Here is a 17,897-nt window from a genome sequence, read left to right on the forward strand (position 1 = left end):
AAGGCGTCGGCTCCACATTGGCGGCATCGGCTTCGTACACCGACCCCAATTGCCGTTTCGTCCGACGCGCTGCAAGTCAAATGCGCCTTTGGTCAGCCTTCGAAAGGTGCTCGACGACGGACACGCAGGTATGAGATACGTGGCGAACGTCCCCGGGAGAGGCTATTGTTTTGTCGCCCCTGTTTCTCGCACCACTACGCCTGAGCGGCTTCAGCGCATGTCAGAGCAAAAGTGTTGAGACAGGACAGGTAACGGTTAAGCTTGTCTTTGACATCGAGGATGTAGAAGGCTTCAAGAAACAGTGTTCGATGCAGGGACTTGATTTTGGGTCCACACATAAAGCGGACGGATACTGTTTTGCGAACGCCAAAGATCCCGACGGAAACTCGGTCTCGATATCGAGCGGCTTTTGCCTGAGTAAAGGGCTCGGACCGATCGTGCATCGGTGTGAGACAATCGTCCGGTCTTGCAAAGGGGAAAATGATCTGCCCGCATGGGCGCCTCCTCTAATCAGACAACGTATTGCTCACGATTGTGGGATTTCAGGAGGCCGTTTCTGTCCTTGGGAAAGAAGCGGCTTTTCTTCCTGACGACGCGAGTGTTCTCTATGACAGAGGATTCCAGGTATATGCTGGAGTCGCTTCGCGAGGAGGCGGACTTCACACTCTACCGCGGCAGAGAGGTCGGCAATCCGATGCCGATCCTGGCCTTGGCGCTCGCCGCTGGACAGCCATCATCCCAGAGCCTGCGGCGCCTCGAACACGAGCACTCGCTAGCCGCCGAACTCGATGCGGCCTGGGCCGCCCAGCCGCTCGCGCTAACCCGTCACCAGGGGCGAGGAATCCTCATTCTCAAGGACCCTGGCGGTGAACCCCTGGATCGGCTAATCGGGCAGCACAAGGGACTCCCGCTCGATCTGACCCGCTTCCTGTGCATCGCCATCGGTCTGGCGGCAGCACTGGGCCAGGCTCACCGGCAAGGCCTCATCCATAAGGACGTCAAGCCGGCAAACGCACTAGTCGACGACGCCGGTCGCGCGTGGCTCACGGGCTTCGGCATCGCGTCCCGCTTGCCTCGCGAGCGGGTGCCGCCTGTGCCCCCCGAGATCATTGCCGGAACACTGGCCTACATGTCGCCGGAACAGACCGGGCGCATGAACCGCTCGGTCGATTCCCGCAGCGATCTTTATTCTCTCGGCGTCACGCTTTACGAAATGCTGACCGGCAGCCTCCCTTTCGCTGGTTCCGATCCGATGGAGTGGGTGCACTGCCATATTGCCAGACTGCCAGTATCGCCCCGCGAACGGATGCCAGATATCCCCCTTCCGGTATCGTCCGTCATTATGAAGTTACTCGCCAAAACCGCTGAAGAGCGATACCAGACGGCGGTGGGCCTGGAGCGTGATCTTCAGCGATGCCTCAAGGAATGGGAATCTGGTGGGCGCGTCGGTGAGTTTGCGCTCGGCGAGCACGACATGCCGGACCGGCTGCTGATGCCCGAGAAACTGTACGGGCGGGAATCCGAAATCAATACGCTGCTGGCGTCCTTCGATCGGGTCGTGGCGGGGGGGCATCCGGAGCTCGTTCTCGTCTCTGGCTACTCGGGTGTCGGCAAGTCCTCTGTTGTTAATGAACTGCATAAACCGCTCGTGCCACCTCGTGGTCTTTTTGCGTCGGGCAAATTCGATCAGTACAAGCGCGACATCCCATATGCGACGCTCGCGCAGGCGTTCCAGTACCTCATCCGTCCAATCCTGGTGAAGAACGAAGAGGAGCTGGGCCGCTGGCGCGATTCAATCCACGAGGCACTCGGGATAAACGGTCAGCTCATGGTGGAGCTGGTCCCCGAACTGAAGCTCATCATCGGGGAGCAGCAGCCGGTCCCGGAACTACCGCCACAGGATGCGCAAAACCGCTTCCAGCTGGTCTTCCGCCGATTCATTGGCGTATTTACCCGCGAGCGTCCCCTCGCGCTATTCCTCGACGATCTGCAATGGCTCGACGCCGCAACGCTGGATCTGATGGAGGATCTGCTCACGCATCCGGACGTGCAGCATCTGATGCTGATCGGCGCTTACCGCGATAACGAAGTGGCCCCCGCGCATCCGCTAATGCGCAAACTGGAAGCCATTCGGCAGACCGGCGCAATCGTGCATGACATCGTACTTGCTCCTCTGACCCGCCACGACCTGGAGGAGGTGATTGCAGATTCCCTTCACTGTGATCGGGGCCATGCTCGCCCATTGGCGAAACTTGTCGAGGAGAAGACTAGCGGCAACCCGTTTTTTGCCATTCAGTTTATTTCCGCTCTCTTCGAAGAGGGGCTGATCGTCTTTGATCACGCCGAAGGGCAGTGGTGCTGGGATTTGAATCGCATCCACGCCAAGGGTTATACCGACAACGTCGCGGACCTGATGGTGGGCAAGCTGAGTCGCCTGTCCATCGAGACACTGAAAGCATTGCAGCAGCTTGCGTGCCTCGGGAACAGTGCCGATTTCGCGATGCTGCGCATGGTTTACCAGGACTCGAGCGAGGAGATGCACGGACAGCTTTGGGAGGCAGTTCGAACGGGCCTCATTCTCCGCTCAGAAGATTCATACCGGTTCCTCCACGACCGAGTGCAGGAAGCCGCGTACTCGCTGATTCCGCAAGAATTGCGAGCAGCGACGCATTTGCGGATCGGCATGCTGATGGCTTCCCTCACCTCTGCCGACAAACTCGAGGAAGGGATCTTCGAGATTGCCAATCAACTCAACCGTGGCGCTCATCTGGTCACGTCGATTGCGGAGCATGAACGCATCGCAGAATTGAATCTCATCGCGGGTAGACGCGCGAAGATCTCAACGGCGTACGCCTCGGCCCTTAAGTACCTCCACGCCGGACGCGGATTGTTGACGGAGGAAACATGGAATCGAAACTACGATCTTGTCTTCCTGATCGAATATCTGCTGGCCGAATGCGAATTGCTGACCGCAGACATGGCTTCTGCCGAAGGCCGGCTTTCCCTGTTGGCCGAGCGGGCGAAAAGCGCCCACGATATTGCGCTTGTCACACGTTTGCGCCTGACGCTCTACACCCTTCTGGATCGCAATGACCGCAGCGTGGAGGTATTCATCGAATACGAGAGGGGTCATGGCAGGGACTGGTCGCCACATCCGATCGAAGAGGACGTATTTCGGGAATACGATCAGCTCATGTCTTTTGCGGAAGCCCGACAAATCGGGGCACTCGTTGACTTGCCCCTGATCACCGATCCCGATGTGCTCGATGTTCTGGATGTTTTCACGGAGGTTGTGATGTCGGCGATGATCACCGATAAAAATCTCCTCGCTCTCGTGATTTTCCGGATGGTCGGCCTCAGCCTCGAGCATGGCAACAGCGACGCCTCGTGCTTCGCCTACGTAACGTTGGGCATGCTCGCTGGGGCTCGTTTCGGCAATTATGAGGCCGGATTCCAGTTCGGCAAGCTCAGCTACGATCTGGTGGAGAAGCGTGGATTGCATCGCTATCAGGCGCGCGTCTATCTGCGATTCGGTAACTGTGTCATGCCGTGGAACCGACACGTCAAGGCGGGACGAGAGCTCGTGCGGCGCGCATTCGACGTCGCGAACAGGTCTGGCGATCTCACTTATGCGGGATATAGCTGCAACAATCTGAACACCAATCTGCTTGCGACGGGAGATTCTTTGGCGGAAGTGCAGCGTGAAGCTGAGAAGGGCCTGGAGTTCGCAGAGAACGTGCGGTTTGATCGCGTCATTGACCTGATCACCGCGCAGCTCGCGCTTGTCCGGACACTGCGGGGTCTGACGGCGAAGTTTGGTTCGTTCAATGACCGGCACTTTGATGAGCTTCAGTTCGAACGTCATGTGTCAGGTGGCTCTAGAGAGAGCTGGTATTGGATCCGCAAGTTACAGGCGCGTTTCTTTGCGGGAGACTACGCTTCCGCAATCCAGGCATCACTGAATGCCAAACGGCTTTCCTTGGAACCGGACTCCTACTTTGAAGTGGCGGAGTATCACTTTTACGCCGCGCTCGCCCGGGCAGGGGCTTTTGATTCCGCAACCGGAAGCTCGCAACAGGAGCATTTCAAGGCTCTGGCCGATCACCACAGGCAGCTTGCAATATGGGCAGAGAATTGCCCGGAGAATTTTGAAAACCGTGCCGCACTGGTGGGCGCGGAAATCGCCCGCATTGAAGGGCGTTTCCTTGACGCCGAACAATTGTATGAAACGGCTATCCGCTCGGCGCACATGAATGGCTTTGTGCACAATGAAGCGGTAGCGAATGAAATTGCCGCGCGCTTCTATGCGGCACGCGGATTCGACAAAACTGCCCGTGCGTACCTTCGTGATGCCCGGTACTGCTACCTCGACTGGGGCGCGGATGGCAAGGTAAGGCAGCTTGACCAGCTCTATCCGCACATCAAGGACGAACAACCGGTTCCGGGCTTGACGGGCACGATTGAGGCGCCGTCCGGGCTTCTGGATCTGGCCACGGTGATCAAGGTCTCGCAGGCACTGTCGAGCGAGATCGTCCTTCCCAGGCTAATCGAGAAGTTGATACGAATCGCGGTAGAGAATGCGGGTGCCGAGCGGGGTCTGCTCATTCTGCTTAGGGGTACTGCCCAGGCCCAGGGCGGCGAGCCGCGGATCGAAGCGGAGGCGATCAGTGGACCGGGCGGGATCGAAGTTGCGGTTCGGCAATCGGCCATTACACCGTGTGACCTCCCGCAATCCGCACTGCATTATGCGATCCGGACGCAGGAGCGCGTACTCCTTGGTGATGCCTCGGCCGATATCGTGTATTCAACGGACGAATATGTGCGGCGCAAGCGCTCACGCTCCCTACTGTGCCTGCCAATCGTCAAACAGGCGAAGCTTGTCGGCGCACTTTATCTGGAGAACAATCTGGCACCGGGCGTCTTCACGTCGGACCGGGTCGCCCTGCTGCAGCTGCTGGCCTCGCAGGCCGCTATTTCACTGGAGAATGCCGCCCTCTATACCGACCTGCAGCGCAGTGAAGCTTTCCTCGCTCAAGGACAAAAGATCAGCCACACCGGCACCTTTGGCTGGAGTAATGCGAGCGGAGAGTTTTACTGGTCGGAGGAAAACTACAACATCTTTGAATATGATCGAGGCGTCAAGGCCTCTGCTGAACTCGCATTTCAACGAATGCATCCCGACGAGCGGAATTCTGTCCGTCAAGCTTTTGACGAGGCGGTCAGGGAAAAGACAGATTTCGACAATGAACATCGTATGCTGATGCCGGACGGGAGAATCAAACACGTCCACACCACTGGCCGGACGGTAAATACCGGCAACCTCGACTTTGTGGGAGCCGTTCGTGACATCACGGAACGCAAGCAGGCGGAAGAGGCTTTGCGTCAGGCGCTGACCGATCTCGCACGCATCAACCGCGTGACAACCATGGGCGAACTCACGGCTTCGCTGGCTCATGAAATCAATCAGCCGATTACCGGCGCTATCACCAACGCAAGCGCCTGCCTGCGATGGCTCGATCGCGACAAGCTGGATCTCGATGAAGTGCGTGCGGCTGTCACCAGAATTGTGAAAGACGGAGAACGTGCTACACAGATTATCGGCAGAATCCGTGCACGATTCGAGAAGGGTGCGCTGAACCGGGAGGTCTTTGGTATCAACGAGATTATTCGGGAAACGGTCGGCCTACTGCGCGGCGAGGCCGTACGATACGACATATCGGTCAGGAAAGAACTGGCGGCCGATCTTCCGCGGACCGTCGGAGACCGCGTGCAATTGCAGCAGGTCGTGATGAATCTGATCGTCAACAGCATTGAAGCGATGAAGGACGTAGACGGCATACGGGAAATGGTCATCAGGTCGCAGCAGGCTGAAAACGAGCAGATTCTAGTTTCAGTCAGCGATACCGGCATGGGGGTTCCGGCGCAGCTCGCCGAACCGATTTTCGACCCATTCTTTACGACCAAACCCCACGGCACTGGCATGGGACTTCGCATCAGCCGTTCAATCATCGAGTCGCATGGCGGGCGTTTATGGGTCACCGGCGCCCCGGGGCGGGGCGCAAGTTTTCAGTTCACCCTGCCGGCTACGGTTGCGGACCATAGCTAATCATCAAGCTGTCAGACGGCGCTCTGAAGTACGCAGTCGCGCGTTAGCTTCCAACTATGACTGTCCCCGTTCATTTGAATCCGAATCGAGCACTGGTTCGCTCAGCGCTGGACGATAACCACGTGCGCTTTGATCTTTCCGTCGATCGGTCCCGTGCCGAATCGCCTGGCGATCGCCTTCGCGGATGCTGACGTGGCATCGTCCAAACCTGAGTCGGAACGGGCCTCAATCTCATTGCGCAAAGGAGTGCCCAGGCAAAAGGCGACGGCAGGCACGCGAGCCGATGCTGCGCGGCTACGCGCCGCAAGTGTCTCGAAGCGGGGCGCCGCCCTAAAGCCCGCATCGGCCAAGTCACTTGAGATTACTTCCGGGTCGAAATAGCCGTGCGGCGTGCGAACCATGAAAAGTGGAGGATCTGCTTCGAAGAGACTAGCAAGCGCTTCCGTGACGGTATTGGCGAACTCGTTTTCTTCAATGCGATCCCAGACGTTGAACAACAGCAGGCCATTGCGCCGAAGTACGCGCCGGGCTTCGGAAAACGCGCGTGCTTTCTCTGGGAAGAACATTGCCCCGAACTGGCAGACGACGATGTCGAAACTCGCATCGTCGAACGGTAGCCGGGCAGCGTCTGCCTGTTGCCAATTTACCGGCCTCGGAGTGCCGATTGCCGCGGCACGATCCAGCATCGGCTGGTTCAGGTCGGTCGCAACCAGCTCAACATCCGTAGGCAATGCATACGCCATCGCGCGGGTCACGACACCAGTGCCGGCGGCAGTCTCAAGCACCCTTGTTGGATGACGTACCGCTACCCTCTTCGCGAGATCTGCGGCATAGGGTTCGAAGATCAGTGGCACAAGGTGACTGTCATAAACCTCAGGGATCGAGCCGGCAAAGCGAGTGTCGGTGCTAAAGTTGTCCATGTGCCTCCCTCTTGCTCTTGCAGCAATCTTAGGTGCGGCGGGACAAATTGAACAGTTATATTGAAGGCGCGCCCGTTGGAGGCAAGCCTTAAAGCAAGCGTTTTGGCGACGGCTCTATTCTTCGCATGAGGGCGAGTCGCTTTCCTTTTATTCTCCCGCCAAATACGTTTGCTTCGCCGCGCATTGATAAGGAAAACGAGGACTATGTGTGACGTTCAATCGCCGGGCGCTCGTGCAAAATACCGCCTCATCACGATCGGGACGAGAGGCTCTCGCTTCGAGGCTGAACCTCATACGGCGGACATGTGGACAGGCGTTGGTCGTCTATCGCACGGCCGACGGTGAAGTGATACAGGCTCTGCCAGGCGCGATCTTCCACGCCGAGCAGTGCGTGCATTTCATCATCGAAAAAGCAGCCAATCCCTGTCGCGCGCACGCCGGCGGCTTCGGCCTCGAGATAGAGCGCCTGGCCAAGAATGCCGCATTCCCAGAACAGATGGCGATAATGCCATGGCTGCTTCAACGCGATTCCGAATCCCGCGATCATCCCCAGCGCAAAGCAGGAATCTGCGCCGATATCCTGGTGGCAGCAGATCAACTTTGCCGTGGCGCGCAAATCGTAAGGCAGCAGAAGATAGAGCGGCAGATGATCGGGGCCGGCCTTTCGCCACAGCCATTCTGGACGTAGAGACCGCTTGAGATCCGGCAGCGCGCCCGGATTTCTCACGAACATATACAGGCCCGGCTCCAGGTCGCCCACGCGGTGCACCATTAGCGCTGCATGCACTGCCGCAGGAGACATCAGCGCATTCCACGGCGGCGTGTCATGACGTGGCAACAGGCACGCCAGCATGCTGAAAAACGCCGCCTTGGCGACGCACGTCGTACCGTCGAAATTTACCGCGCTGCGGCGCTGCCGCGCGATCCGGGCAAAGCTGAGATCAAGGGCGGGCGACTCGGGCGACGGGTGCTCTTCCGGATTCGGCCAGGTCGGTTCGCGAGTACAGGCCTTGTGCGTGGCGCGATGGATCGAATCGATATCCGGCCACTTGACATGTCCCGGACTCAGCTGATTCGCGCGTCCGTGCCACTGTGCGCTATCCAAAGCGATCAGCATGCGCTCAAGATCAGGCCGCAATTCAGGGTTGCCGATCCAGAGCAAAGCATCCGGCGCCTCTGCTTCTGCCTTCCCGAAATCTTCTCCGCGGTTCAATCCAAGCAGGTTGGCCACTGCGTCGTCCGCAGCCGCCTCCACCAGCCGCGTCTGCCAGCCAAGCGCTGCCGCTGCGTAACTCACCGCGGCGATGGCATGGCCGCAGTCGTGCTGGCAGTAGCGCCAGGCGCGCATGCCGTATTTCCACGCCTCGCGCCAGAGGATCGAGCTTATGCCGACCAGGACGCCACTTTGCGGGAACGCCTCGCTCCATCGTTCGTCTTCCATTGCAGCGCGACATTCAAGGGAATGGTCCCGGCTCAGGTAATGGTAGACCCCACCGGACAAGCCGGGCAGCGTCGGACACAGAAGATAGCCCTCGGTCGGATGCAGATTTCCGCTCGAAGGGTTGCAGCGCAGTGCCCACCGCTGGGTGCCGTAGGATTTCCACGCCGAGAGGCCGAGCGAAAGTTCGAACAGGATTGCCAGACTGGAAAGATCGAATCTGCGCGCGGGCGGCAAAGTGCCGCAGCGCAGTTCGTTGTAGCGTGTAGTCAGGCTATCCGCGGCTAGCGGCAGACCAATGCGCGGTGCGCCGTGAAACACCCGGAACGGATCCGGTTGGGTTGCCCAGTCGAGTTTCCCGGGGCCAGGGGCATAGCCGCTGACGCGATGCTTGCTGCGCTCGTGATATTCAAGCATCGCATGCTTTAACGGGTCCATGTTCCCCCCAGACGAGGAATATCCGCACATGCGGCTGTACAGAACCGGCCGGCTGGTCGTTGGGGCGCAGTCGTCATCAAGTCGTGGAATCGACCGCGCTTCGGCGAACTGCTACTGCGTTCGGCGCCTCCTGTACGATGCCCCGGCAATCGGGTTGTCTTCACGAAAGCGGGGGGTGTTTCCAGCGCTCAGGTCACCCTTCAGGTGTCTTCGGCTTGTCGCGAGTGCTTGCGCGCAGTGACTGCGACAGATCCACGGCTGACTTCTGCGCCGACCTTGAAATCGGCTTTGCGCCCGGTACGGATAAGGGCACATCGATAGAACGTGTTTCATTGTCCTCCGAAAGGAGTCTCTGGGGCGCAGGCATCGAAGCACACGGCGAGCACCGTTTTCTCGCCGCTCGGGGGTGCTGATTGCAGAGCTGACCGGCGGCGCCGCAATCGATGTGATTCCGGTCCGAACGCGTAGGGTGAATTTCAACACCCGTCGCGAGCGCTACCTGAACTCAACGCTTCGGTCCCCTCATACCCTCGGTTTCCATCGCAGCATTCCGCTCCTCGCAGGCTTCAATGGGTTCCATGGTCTCGTCGATGGAAGCTGTCGCGCGTTCTGTGGCCGCCTTCGTTTCGTCGACGGTGAAACCGAGTCCTCCGTCGTCGTCGCTCGGGGGCTCCAGCATGTCTCGAAGCATGGCCTCCAACTCCGGCGTGTCCCACGGCGCGCCATGCTGCTCTTTCTTCTTTATGTAGTGCCTGACTTCTGCGTCCTGCTCCGGCGTCAGGGGAAGGCCGCGAAATGTGCTTTGGGGGGTAGCGTCGGTCATGGTATTGCTCCGGAATTTATCCCATTTTAAGTGTAGCCCTGTTGTGGCCGGCCAGCGTCAACTATCCGGCTGCGCATAGACTGATCCGTCCGTTGGCTGCTTTCCATACTCGAAGCTCACTGCTGCGCCAGGAAAAGCGGACCATGCTGACCAGCCGCGTGGTACGGCGTCACTATGGTTGGGTCGGGGAGCGGCGCCTCGAAATGGATACGCTCTTTGCGGTGCCAACGCACGAGCTGGCGGTGACTCGCGCAATCCGGTCAACGCGGGATGATCAGACGGCGATTCTGCTCGTGACCGAACACTGGGGCCCGGCGATTCATACGCTCTTGTGGGACCGGCGCCTGTTCCCGGGCAGATTCCGCAGCTTCGTGCTGCCTGGCGTCGTCAAAGTGCAGGCGGACACACTCGGCACGCCGGTGGCCTTCCTGCGCAAGCGCGAGCTACTCCAGGCTTCACTGGATCAGCTGGAAGCGTTTTGCTGGAAAGCCGGGCTGGGCACAGACCCCATGATCGGGCACGGCACGGATGCCATCGCGGAGTTGGAGAGGCTGATAAAGGACGCGGCAGTCCGGCGAGCGACACTACCATGAGCCAACGTTCGCCTGGCCGACGGGTTGATTTCAATCCCTCGTATCCGTTACTCTGGCGAAGACATGGTTATCGCGATCGGCTGTTGTCATGAATCTGGATTTTCGGCAAGCTGCATCCGGAGACTCGGAGTGGCTATTTCACACGTATCGGCGAACGATGAAGGATTTCGTCACTTCTGCGTTTGGATGGAACGAGGACCAGCAAAGAGCAGGGTTTGCAAAAAGTATTCGCCAGGGCTCCTGTCAAATAATTACGTGGGATGGCAACCGATGCGGGTTTGTGCACTGGGAAGTCGAACCAGATCTCGTATGGTTGAGGATGCTATGCATCGTACCGGAGATGCAACGCAGGACGATCGGCAGTAAAGCGATCGCCAAGGTCATATCATTGTCCAGACTGCTGGAAAAGCCCCTCTACCTGAATGTCATGGTATGCAACCGGGGTGCCTGTGATTGGTACAGAAGAATCCAGTTTGTCGAAATCGAAAGCGATAGCAAGGTCTCCACTCTGGTGCTCCCTCTTTCGTCATGACCGGCCCTTGTGCGGCCATTCGCGACCAATGGGGATCATGATCCCGCGAATAGGCGCTTCGCTCGACGACCGGCTGGCCCGGCCGGGTAATCTTTCACGCGTTATCTCTTACCCTGCGAGCTAGTGCCACCGAGAGCCTCGAGCAGCGGCCGCAAGGCATCCAGTTCCGCGCCGAAACCACTCCAGTCTCCCGCCTTCAATCGCTCGATCGCACGATCATAATGAGCAAGCGCTTCTTGGGCACGCGCGTCCGCTCTGCCCTGAGGCGGGGATGCGAACGGGGCGCTTTCCTTGAAGAGCGCCGCCAGCGCTGCGCCCAAGGTCTCTTCCATCACCACGCGGTCGCCGTACGCGGCGATCACCCGCTTCAACTCGGGTAACTGACCCGACTCCGCACGCAGGTAGAGCGGAGAGATGTAGAGGATGGAGTGCTCAATCGGCACGACGAGAAGATGGCCGCGAATGACGCGCGAACCCATTTGGTTCCACAGCGAAATCTGCTGCGAAATCTCGGTGTTCTGCTGGATGCGCGCCTCGATCTGGAACGGCCCATAGACGAGCTTGTCTTTCGGGAACGAGTAGACGATAAGCTTGCCGTAGTTGGGTGGATCGCAACGCGCAGCGAGCCACGCGATCATATTGTCGCGCTGGCTGGGCACCATCGGCAGGATCAGGACGAACTCCTCGCGCGGTTCCTCGGGCAGCCGCATGATCATGTAGTAGGGCGTCATCGGTGTGCCGGGACTATTCGCACCATTAATGCCGACCAATTCCCGGGGAATCTGCCAGAGATCCTCGCGGTTGTAGAAGACCTCCGCCGCATCCATGTGGTAAACCCGATAAAGTTGCGCCTGAATCTGAAACAGGTCTTCGGGGTAGCGGATATGCTGCTGCAGATCTTGCGGCATCGCCGCGAGAGACTTGAACAGACCTGGGAAGATGCGCTGGTAAGTGCGCAGGATCGGATCGGCAGGATCGCTGGCATAGAAATCCACCGTGCCGTCATACGCGTCGATCACAACCTTGACTGCGTTACGGATGTAGTTGGCGCCATCGCCGAAACCCGGCTGGGCGTAGGGGAACCAGCGGCTTGTCGTGTAGGCGTCCTGCAGCCAGAAAAGGCGCCCGTTGCTTGTGACGAGATAGGGATCATGGTCGAGGCTGAGGAATGGGGCGATCATGCGCACCCGGTCCTGAATGTTACGGTGCAGCAGGATGCGGCTGGCGTTCGTGACGTAGTCGGTCAGCAGGATGTTCGGATCGTCGAACTGCCAGGCGAAGAGACCGCGGCGCGCGGTGCTGCCGATCGCAATACCATCGCGCCCGGTGTAAGTGGTGTAGACGTTGTCCTTGCCCTTGGGGTAGTCGAATTCGGGGACGCTGCCTTTTACGATGACATAGCCTTCACCGCCTTCACCGCCTTCACCGAAATAGAGACGCGGCTCGCGAACAGCCGGCCCGCCATGGGCGACAGGCGGAATATCCTGCAGATAGAAGGAAGGCAAGCCTTCCGTCGATTTCTCGGTGACCGGTGACATCACGACCCCGTTGCCGTGCGTAAACAGGAGGTGAAGGTTCACCCAGGTCTGCGCGTTCGCGGGAAGCATCGATGGCTCCAGTTCGCGGGCCGACAGCATCACCTGCCGGTAACCGGTATCGAGCCGGTAGCGGTCGATGTCGACGGAAATGAACTTGTAGTAAGTCCTGATCTCCTGTAACTGCGCGTAGGTATCCATCAGCGGCTGCACATCCCACAGGCGGATGTTGTCGATGGTCGGGCGATCGGCCTCGAGCGAGGCGAGATTCAACCCCTGCTCGGCCGGAAACGGCTTTACCGCGATCTGGTTGAGGCCGTAGGCCATTCGCGTTAGCGCGATATTGTGCTTGATATAGGGCATCTCCAGTTGCAGTTCGCTCGGCTTGACATAGAGGCGCTGGAATAGCGCCGGGTAAATCAGGGCGAACACGAACGATGTGCCGAACACCAGCATCACCGAGGCGGCTGGAATCCGGTAGTCCGGCCGGCGCAAATTGACCCATGATGCGAGGGCCGCGGAGGCGGCAAGGACGACGAGTGCCCATAGGACCGGGAGTTCGACGTGGATGTCGGTATAGCCGGCGCCGACCACGACGCCGTTATCGCCGTAGAGCAGCAAAAAGCGGTCGAGTGTGTAGGACCAGGCCTTCAGGACGAAGAACGCACCGAGCAGCACTGAACCATGAGCCGCGGCAGCGGCCGAGAGTCCGCGCGGCGGCCGCTCGAACGTGATGTCGCCGCGTATCCCGTAGACCACGCCTGCAACGATCAAACTGCAAAAGAGCAATTGCAGCAGCCAGTTCTTGAACGCGATATAGGCGGGCAGCGAGAACAGATAGAAGCTGATGTCCTGGTCGAAGACAGGATCGCGCTCGCCAAAGGGCACCTGATAAAGGAAGCGCAGCACCAGGTCCCAGTTGCCGATTTCGCCAGCGGCGATGATCAGCCCCAGGACGATGGATATGCCGGCAATGCTGGCGCGCCAGGGAATGTACGGCGCGAACTGGTCCGCCAGTCCGCTGATCATTTCCGGCGTAGCTGACGGAGGAGTGGGCTCCACTTGCCAGCTACCGGGACGCCGCGCGTAATGATGCGCGAGCAACCCTGACGCGCTTATCGCGCCCGCCGAGGCGGCGAACACCGCGGCAAACAGAAGTGTCCGGGCGGAGATGACCGTCCAGAAAACTTTGGCATAACCGATTGAAGAAAACCACAACCAGTCGACCACGATACCCGTGATGCGCCCGACGGCGATCAGGCCGACGACGATGACCACAACCGTGACTGCGGTGCGTTTGAAGCGCACGCGGGAGCTTGCCTGCGAACGCATCAACCCTCCTTCGCCGGGACGTTACTCATGGCTCGCTGCAAGAGACTGGAATTTCATTTCCTGGCGCCTCTTCATTTTGAACACCGCACCTTTGTAGGTGACTACCGCAACTGATGAGCCGTTAAGGTTTGAAGCTGTGCGAGTTCCCCTGGTTGCGTACCTTGTTCGCAACTTTCTCTCGTGGATGAAGTTTAAGCCTGCGCCGCCAGCGAATTCTGAGGTTCGAGAATTTCGCTGCTGGCGCGGCACTTTTAATAATAATTAAGCCAAATAAATCAAAGACATAGCTTTGTTTTCCGACCATCGATCATTGGCAGTTGCTTCTTGAATGAAACCGGGAGTGCGTCTGTCGATGCACGCCAACATGAAGTGTGGCGCTTTTGCGGTATCGCGATGGACGAGGTGCTAGGACAACGCTCGCTGACCGATGTCGCGTGTGCCGCGTTGATTGGGGGCAAGCCCGATGAAGCCGAGCTCTTCGGATTCCAGACACTCGTCGGCGTGCTGCTCACTAACGGTCCGGGGGCGATCTCCGCGCAGGGAGCGAAGGGCGCGGTATCGGCAGATGGTTCCGAGCTTATTCGGCTGAGGCTGAGGCGCTGGCGGAGGCCACGCCGGGGCGCCGGTGGTGATCGTGTCCGACGTCCGGATGCCGGGGATCGACGGCCTGAAGTTGCTTGAACGCGTCCTCGCGATCGATGCGCAGATCCCTGGATGTACGGAACAAAGGTCTGCTTTGGAGCAATGCGAATGTCGCTTGAGGGTCGCACTGTGTCGGCTGCGATGGCGTACTGCGGTCACGCCCGTCGTGTCGGCGTGCATCGCTTCCTTCACCAACAACCGGCATTAGCGGGTAACGCTCTTTCCGAACTATTGCGTCCAGCCGATGATGGTCGACGTGCACCACCAGAAAAAGGGCGGGGCGCCCGTAGTCTTCGAGCGCTCGCATCTCGACCTCATCGAGCGCAATCGCTCTGGAGATGACCAGTCGCGAGTCGTTCAAACACACCACGGTCATACTCGCGGGAGGTCGGTGAGCGGCATATGGAGTTCGCCGGTCACCGTGAGGACGTTTTCGTCAATTTCTGTGAGCTTGCCGTGCGGCAAGACTTTCTACTGCTGAAAAGGCTTGGTCATCGTTGGGCTGCCTTTCTGGAGGCAGTCACCTTGGACATGCAGTGCGCGCGCAATTGGAGGACCGTCGGCCCAATGCCTTCTGGTGCCAGTCAGGCGCTGTATCTTTCTTTCATCACACAATTGTCCTAGGATGAAATGATTGAGGCACCACAGTCTGCTAGCCGAGCGACCACAAGGAGCGACATGCCATGCACGCTGATCCCGTGGAATACAGGACATCTATGATCATGCCTCTGGCCCCGATTTCCATGCCTGGCTACGCAGCGACAGCGATAGTTACGCACCGGAACGGCAAACGCGAAACATTTGGCATTCTGGGTTACTTCGCATCCGAGAGCGCGGCATGCACGTTTGCGATTGAATACGCCAAAGCCCATATCGACGGGCGGCGACGCCCGAGGCCGCCGTTTTCCCTCCGATAAACTGCGTCGGCCGCGTGTGCCGTCGAAGTCAGCGGCGCCGGATGGCCCGCGCAAACAGGCAGCATTGCCGCACCTGTCGTGGCGCGGACATATATGTCAATTGCTCGCGCGGGCATTGCAGAATGACCACAGGGCCGGTCGTCCGGCGCTCAGATGATGTTCCCGGAGTTTCCCTTGGCCGGTTCTCGGCAGGATGTCGTTCCGCTATGGCGATGGGTCACTATACGCACTGGCGAAGTTATTGTTGTTCGCCTCGCTAGCCGATTACGCATGATGCGTAGACATACTTCTGAAGAATCGGGGCTATTACCGAGAGACGCCTCCAACCGCCATCCTTACACTTGTAAGAATTGAGTTGTTAGATCGTCGCTGCCCGCGCGTCGATTCTTTGTACGGAGGAAGTTGATGCAAAACGCCGAGGTAACCCATAAGACTTTCACACTCACGCCGCTAGCGGCGTACGACGAGGGCATGTACGCGGCTCTCCTCATAGTACGGAAGCCTGACGGCACCCAGCGCGCAACGAAGGAATTAGGGCGGTTCTCTAGTGCTCTGGACGCGTGCAGGTTTGCGATTGCTCACGGGATGGCTGAGATCGATGCCAGACGATTGCCAGAGCCGGACTGGCAGCCGCGCGAAAGGTGGGAATTAGATTAGCAAATCACCGGTGGATGGCCGTCACACTTTCGGGATCCCATCGGCTTTCTTGGACGTACGACTCTTATTCAATGGCAATGGCAATAGCAATGGCCATCGATAAGAAGCTCGACGATGAGGCCCACGCCGAATTACTCCGCTACCTGGTAGTCGCCCAACGCGTCGGTCACGCACGCACCGGCGAGTGAGACGTGATCACGTCGTGGAGTCAGCGCGGGTCTGGCTGACATCCAACGCTGCGGACTGCGACTGGTTTGAACGGCTGGCACTGATGCGCATGTGTGCTGGTCTCGGGCCGCAGTTTCTGGTGTTCCTGTACGTCTGGGACGAAGAGACACTTGCCCAACTCTTCACCTAGGGACGACGGCTGTGAACTACTGGTGGCTGCCCTGCGAGGCATCCACGATGTGTGCCTGGAGGGTGTCGGCACGAGCGAAAGTTTGCGCGATCACTGCCGGCATACCGGTTAGGGACGACGAATCGTACGTCCCGTTCGGCCCAAAGCACCCCTGTATCTGCAATGAGCGCCTGCCTGAGCGTCGCATCCACGAGGTCCCGGGCAGAGAATCCGGACGACTGGCGCGCGACGTGCTGAAGGCGCGTGGCGGTGACCCGGACAATCTCGCTCACGATCTCGCGTGACGGATTGTGGAACGCTGCGAAACCTTCGCTTCAATGAATCGTCATGCAGCCTTGGTAGGATGCCCATCCCCCGTTCCACTCAAAGGTTTCCACGAAAAAGGAAGCAACTCTCGCTCGCAGCGGTAGTTTTAACCCTGGCGCAGTCGCACCTGCATACGCCGACGATCATCAGCATCACGTTTGTGAAGGTGCACGGCCACGGGCAAACCCGCTGTCATTAACCAGTTTCGCCTGATCTGCCCTGGTTCGCGCGGGCTTTTCGTTCCTGCCTGCGTCAAGGCCTGCGGTGTAACCAGTCGCGCATAGGGTGCGTGTCGAGCCAGCGAAGTCGCTGATTCCTGTGATGTTCGCGTCTGTAGTGCTCCGCAACCAGGATGGCAGCCATGATCAGGACGATCGCCCCAAGCAACATCCACGAAATTGACTCGACCATGGCCGTCTCCTTGCTTGTCGCGATCATGCCTATATTTTAGGTGATGGCCACAAGCGGGGACGATGAATATCCGGGCCGCTGAAGGGCGTACCAACGCTCACCAAACTACCAGTACGGCTCGTGAGATGGTTGTCTGAGAATGACCGCCATCTATCCCAATGGTTGGCATCCCGCGAAAATTGGCCTAGAGTATTTATCAGACGTAAAGCTACGATTGCGGGCCAAAAGCGGATACGGGGGCGCACATGGGTATGTTCTTTGACCAGGACATCGCGCATATTGCACGCGTGATGGTGCCATCACTTATAGGAAACCTCGGGGGGCCAATCCTGCCGGCCGAATATTGGCGCGGGCGGCTCCACAAGCTTCTGGATGCGACTCACCTCACGCGCGCCCAACTCTGTGCGCTGGATAGGCTGCTGTTTCAACTGGACGACTTCGAAGCCAGGGCCGGTCGACGCTAGCGGGAAGCACTTGTTCATATCACTCGAAAACCCGATGGACATGGAACGCCGCAGCAGGAGCATTTCCTGACCTTGGCCCTGCGGATTTCCACTTGTGAATGGCGGTCAGGAAGCGCGTTCAAATGGCGGCAGACTGCTTTCCATAGATCCCCGCGTGCCTTTCAATCAAGACATGCGCGGTAGGGGGACTGCGCCGCTTGCAGACCTGGCAAACGGCAATATCTAGATCGCCCATCTGCGGCTCTCGAAATGGTCGAAGCCACCGGGCGACCGCTGAACTTCGTCAAAATGGCACCCCCATCCCCGTGCAGCGCCGCCTCCGTTCACGGGAGCCCAGTCCCTATCCACCAAGGGTTTCAGCCCGGCCGCCCGGTGCGTTGGACTCACTGGTAAACCACTATCGCGCGTGGATTGGTATGCCAGTA

Annotated in this window: 9 protein-coding genes and 1 pseudogene; 5 read left to right on the forward strand and 5 right to left on the reverse strand. The window is 58.9% G+C overall.

The features are described from left to right. The first annotated feature begins 628 nt into the window (after positions 1-628). Positions 629-6,106 (forward strand): trifunctional serine/threonine-protein kinase/ATP-binding protein/sensor histidine kinase, encoded by a 5,478-nt coding sequence (locus PQR27_RS37465; RefSeq protein WP_408528705.1) that lies wholly within the window; start codon positions 629-631, stop codon positions 6,104-6,106. Positions 6,107-6,207: 101 nt separating this feature from the next. Here PQR27_RS37465 and PQR27_RS37470 read toward each other — a convergent pair whose 3' ends face one another. The 3 genes from PQR27_RS37470 to PQR27_RS37480 form a co-directional block, all read right to left on the reverse strand. After that, positions 6,208-7,026, reverse strand: a complete 819-nt coding sequence (locus PQR27_RS37470) for a class I SAM-dependent methyltransferase (RefSeq protein WP_408528706.1) — start codon at positions 7,024-7,026, stop codon at positions 6,208-6,210. A gap of 250 nt (positions 7,027-7,276) precedes the next feature. After that, positions 7,277-8,902, reverse strand: a complete 1,626-nt coding sequence (locus tag PQR27_RS37475; protein WP_408528707.1) for a SagB/ThcOx family dehydrogenase — start codon at positions 8,900-8,902, stop codon at positions 7,277-7,279. Between the two features lie 505 nt (positions 8,903-9,407). After that, entirely contained in the window at positions 9,408-9,725 is a 318-nt protein-coding gene (locus PQR27_RS37480) for a hypothetical protein (protein WP_408528708.1), read from the reverse strand. A gap of 143 nt (positions 9,726-9,868) precedes the next feature. Between PQR27_RS37480 and PQR27_RS37485 the strand changes: the two genes are divergently transcribed. Next, positions 9,869-10,318, forward strand: coding sequence for a hypothetical protein (locus tag PQR27_RS37485; RefSeq protein ID WP_408528709.1), 450 nt, complete (start codon positions 9,869-9,871; stop codon positions 10,316-10,318). A gap of 157 nt (positions 10,319-10,475) precedes the next feature. Then, positions 10,476-10,850 carry a GNAT family N-acetyltransferase gene (locus PQR27_RS37490; protein ID WP_408528710.1) on the forward strand — a complete coding sequence of 125 codons (375 nt, stop codon included), beginning with the start codon at positions 10,476-10,478 and terminating at the stop codon, positions 10,848-10,850. Positions 10,851-10,951: 101 nt separating this feature from the next. Here PQR27_RS37490 and PQR27_RS37495 read toward each other — a convergent pair whose 3' ends face one another. Continuing rightward, positions 10,952-13,717 (reverse strand): UPF0182 family membrane protein, encoded by a 2,766-nt coding sequence (locus PQR27_RS37495; protein WP_408528711.1) that lies wholly within the window; start codon positions 13,715-13,717, stop codon positions 10,952-10,954. A 575-nt stretch (positions 13,718-14,292) separates the two neighbouring features. Here PQR27_RS37495 and PQR27_RS37500 point away from each other — a divergent pair. Both PQR27_RS37500 and PQR27_RS37505 read left to right on the forward strand, forming a co-directional pair. Next, positions 14,293-14,429: pseudogene (locus tag PQR27_RS37500) on the forward strand (Fis family transcriptional regulator); the annotation flags it as partial. A 1,688-nt stretch (positions 14,430-16,117) separates the two neighbouring features. After that, positions 16,118-16,291, forward strand: a complete 174-nt coding sequence (locus PQR27_RS37505; RefSeq protein WP_408528712.1) for a hypothetical protein — start codon at positions 16,118-16,120, stop codon at positions 16,289-16,291. Between the two features lie 558 nt (positions 16,292-16,849). On the opposite strand, the gene PQR27_RS37510 is transcribed toward PQR27_RS37505, so the two are convergent. Beyond that, complete coding sequence (locus PQR27_RS37510) at positions 16,850-17,008, reverse strand: hypothetical protein (protein WP_408528713.1); 159 nt, start codon at positions 17,006-17,008, stop codon at positions 16,850-16,852. Between the last annotated feature and the right edge of the window lie 889 nt (positions 17,009-17,897).

The sequence above is a fragment of the Paraburkholderia fungorum genome, assembly GCF_046027215.1.
GTDB lineage: Bacteria > Pseudomonadota > Gammaproteobacteria > Burkholderiales > Burkholderiaceae > Paraburkholderia > Paraburkholderia fungorum_D.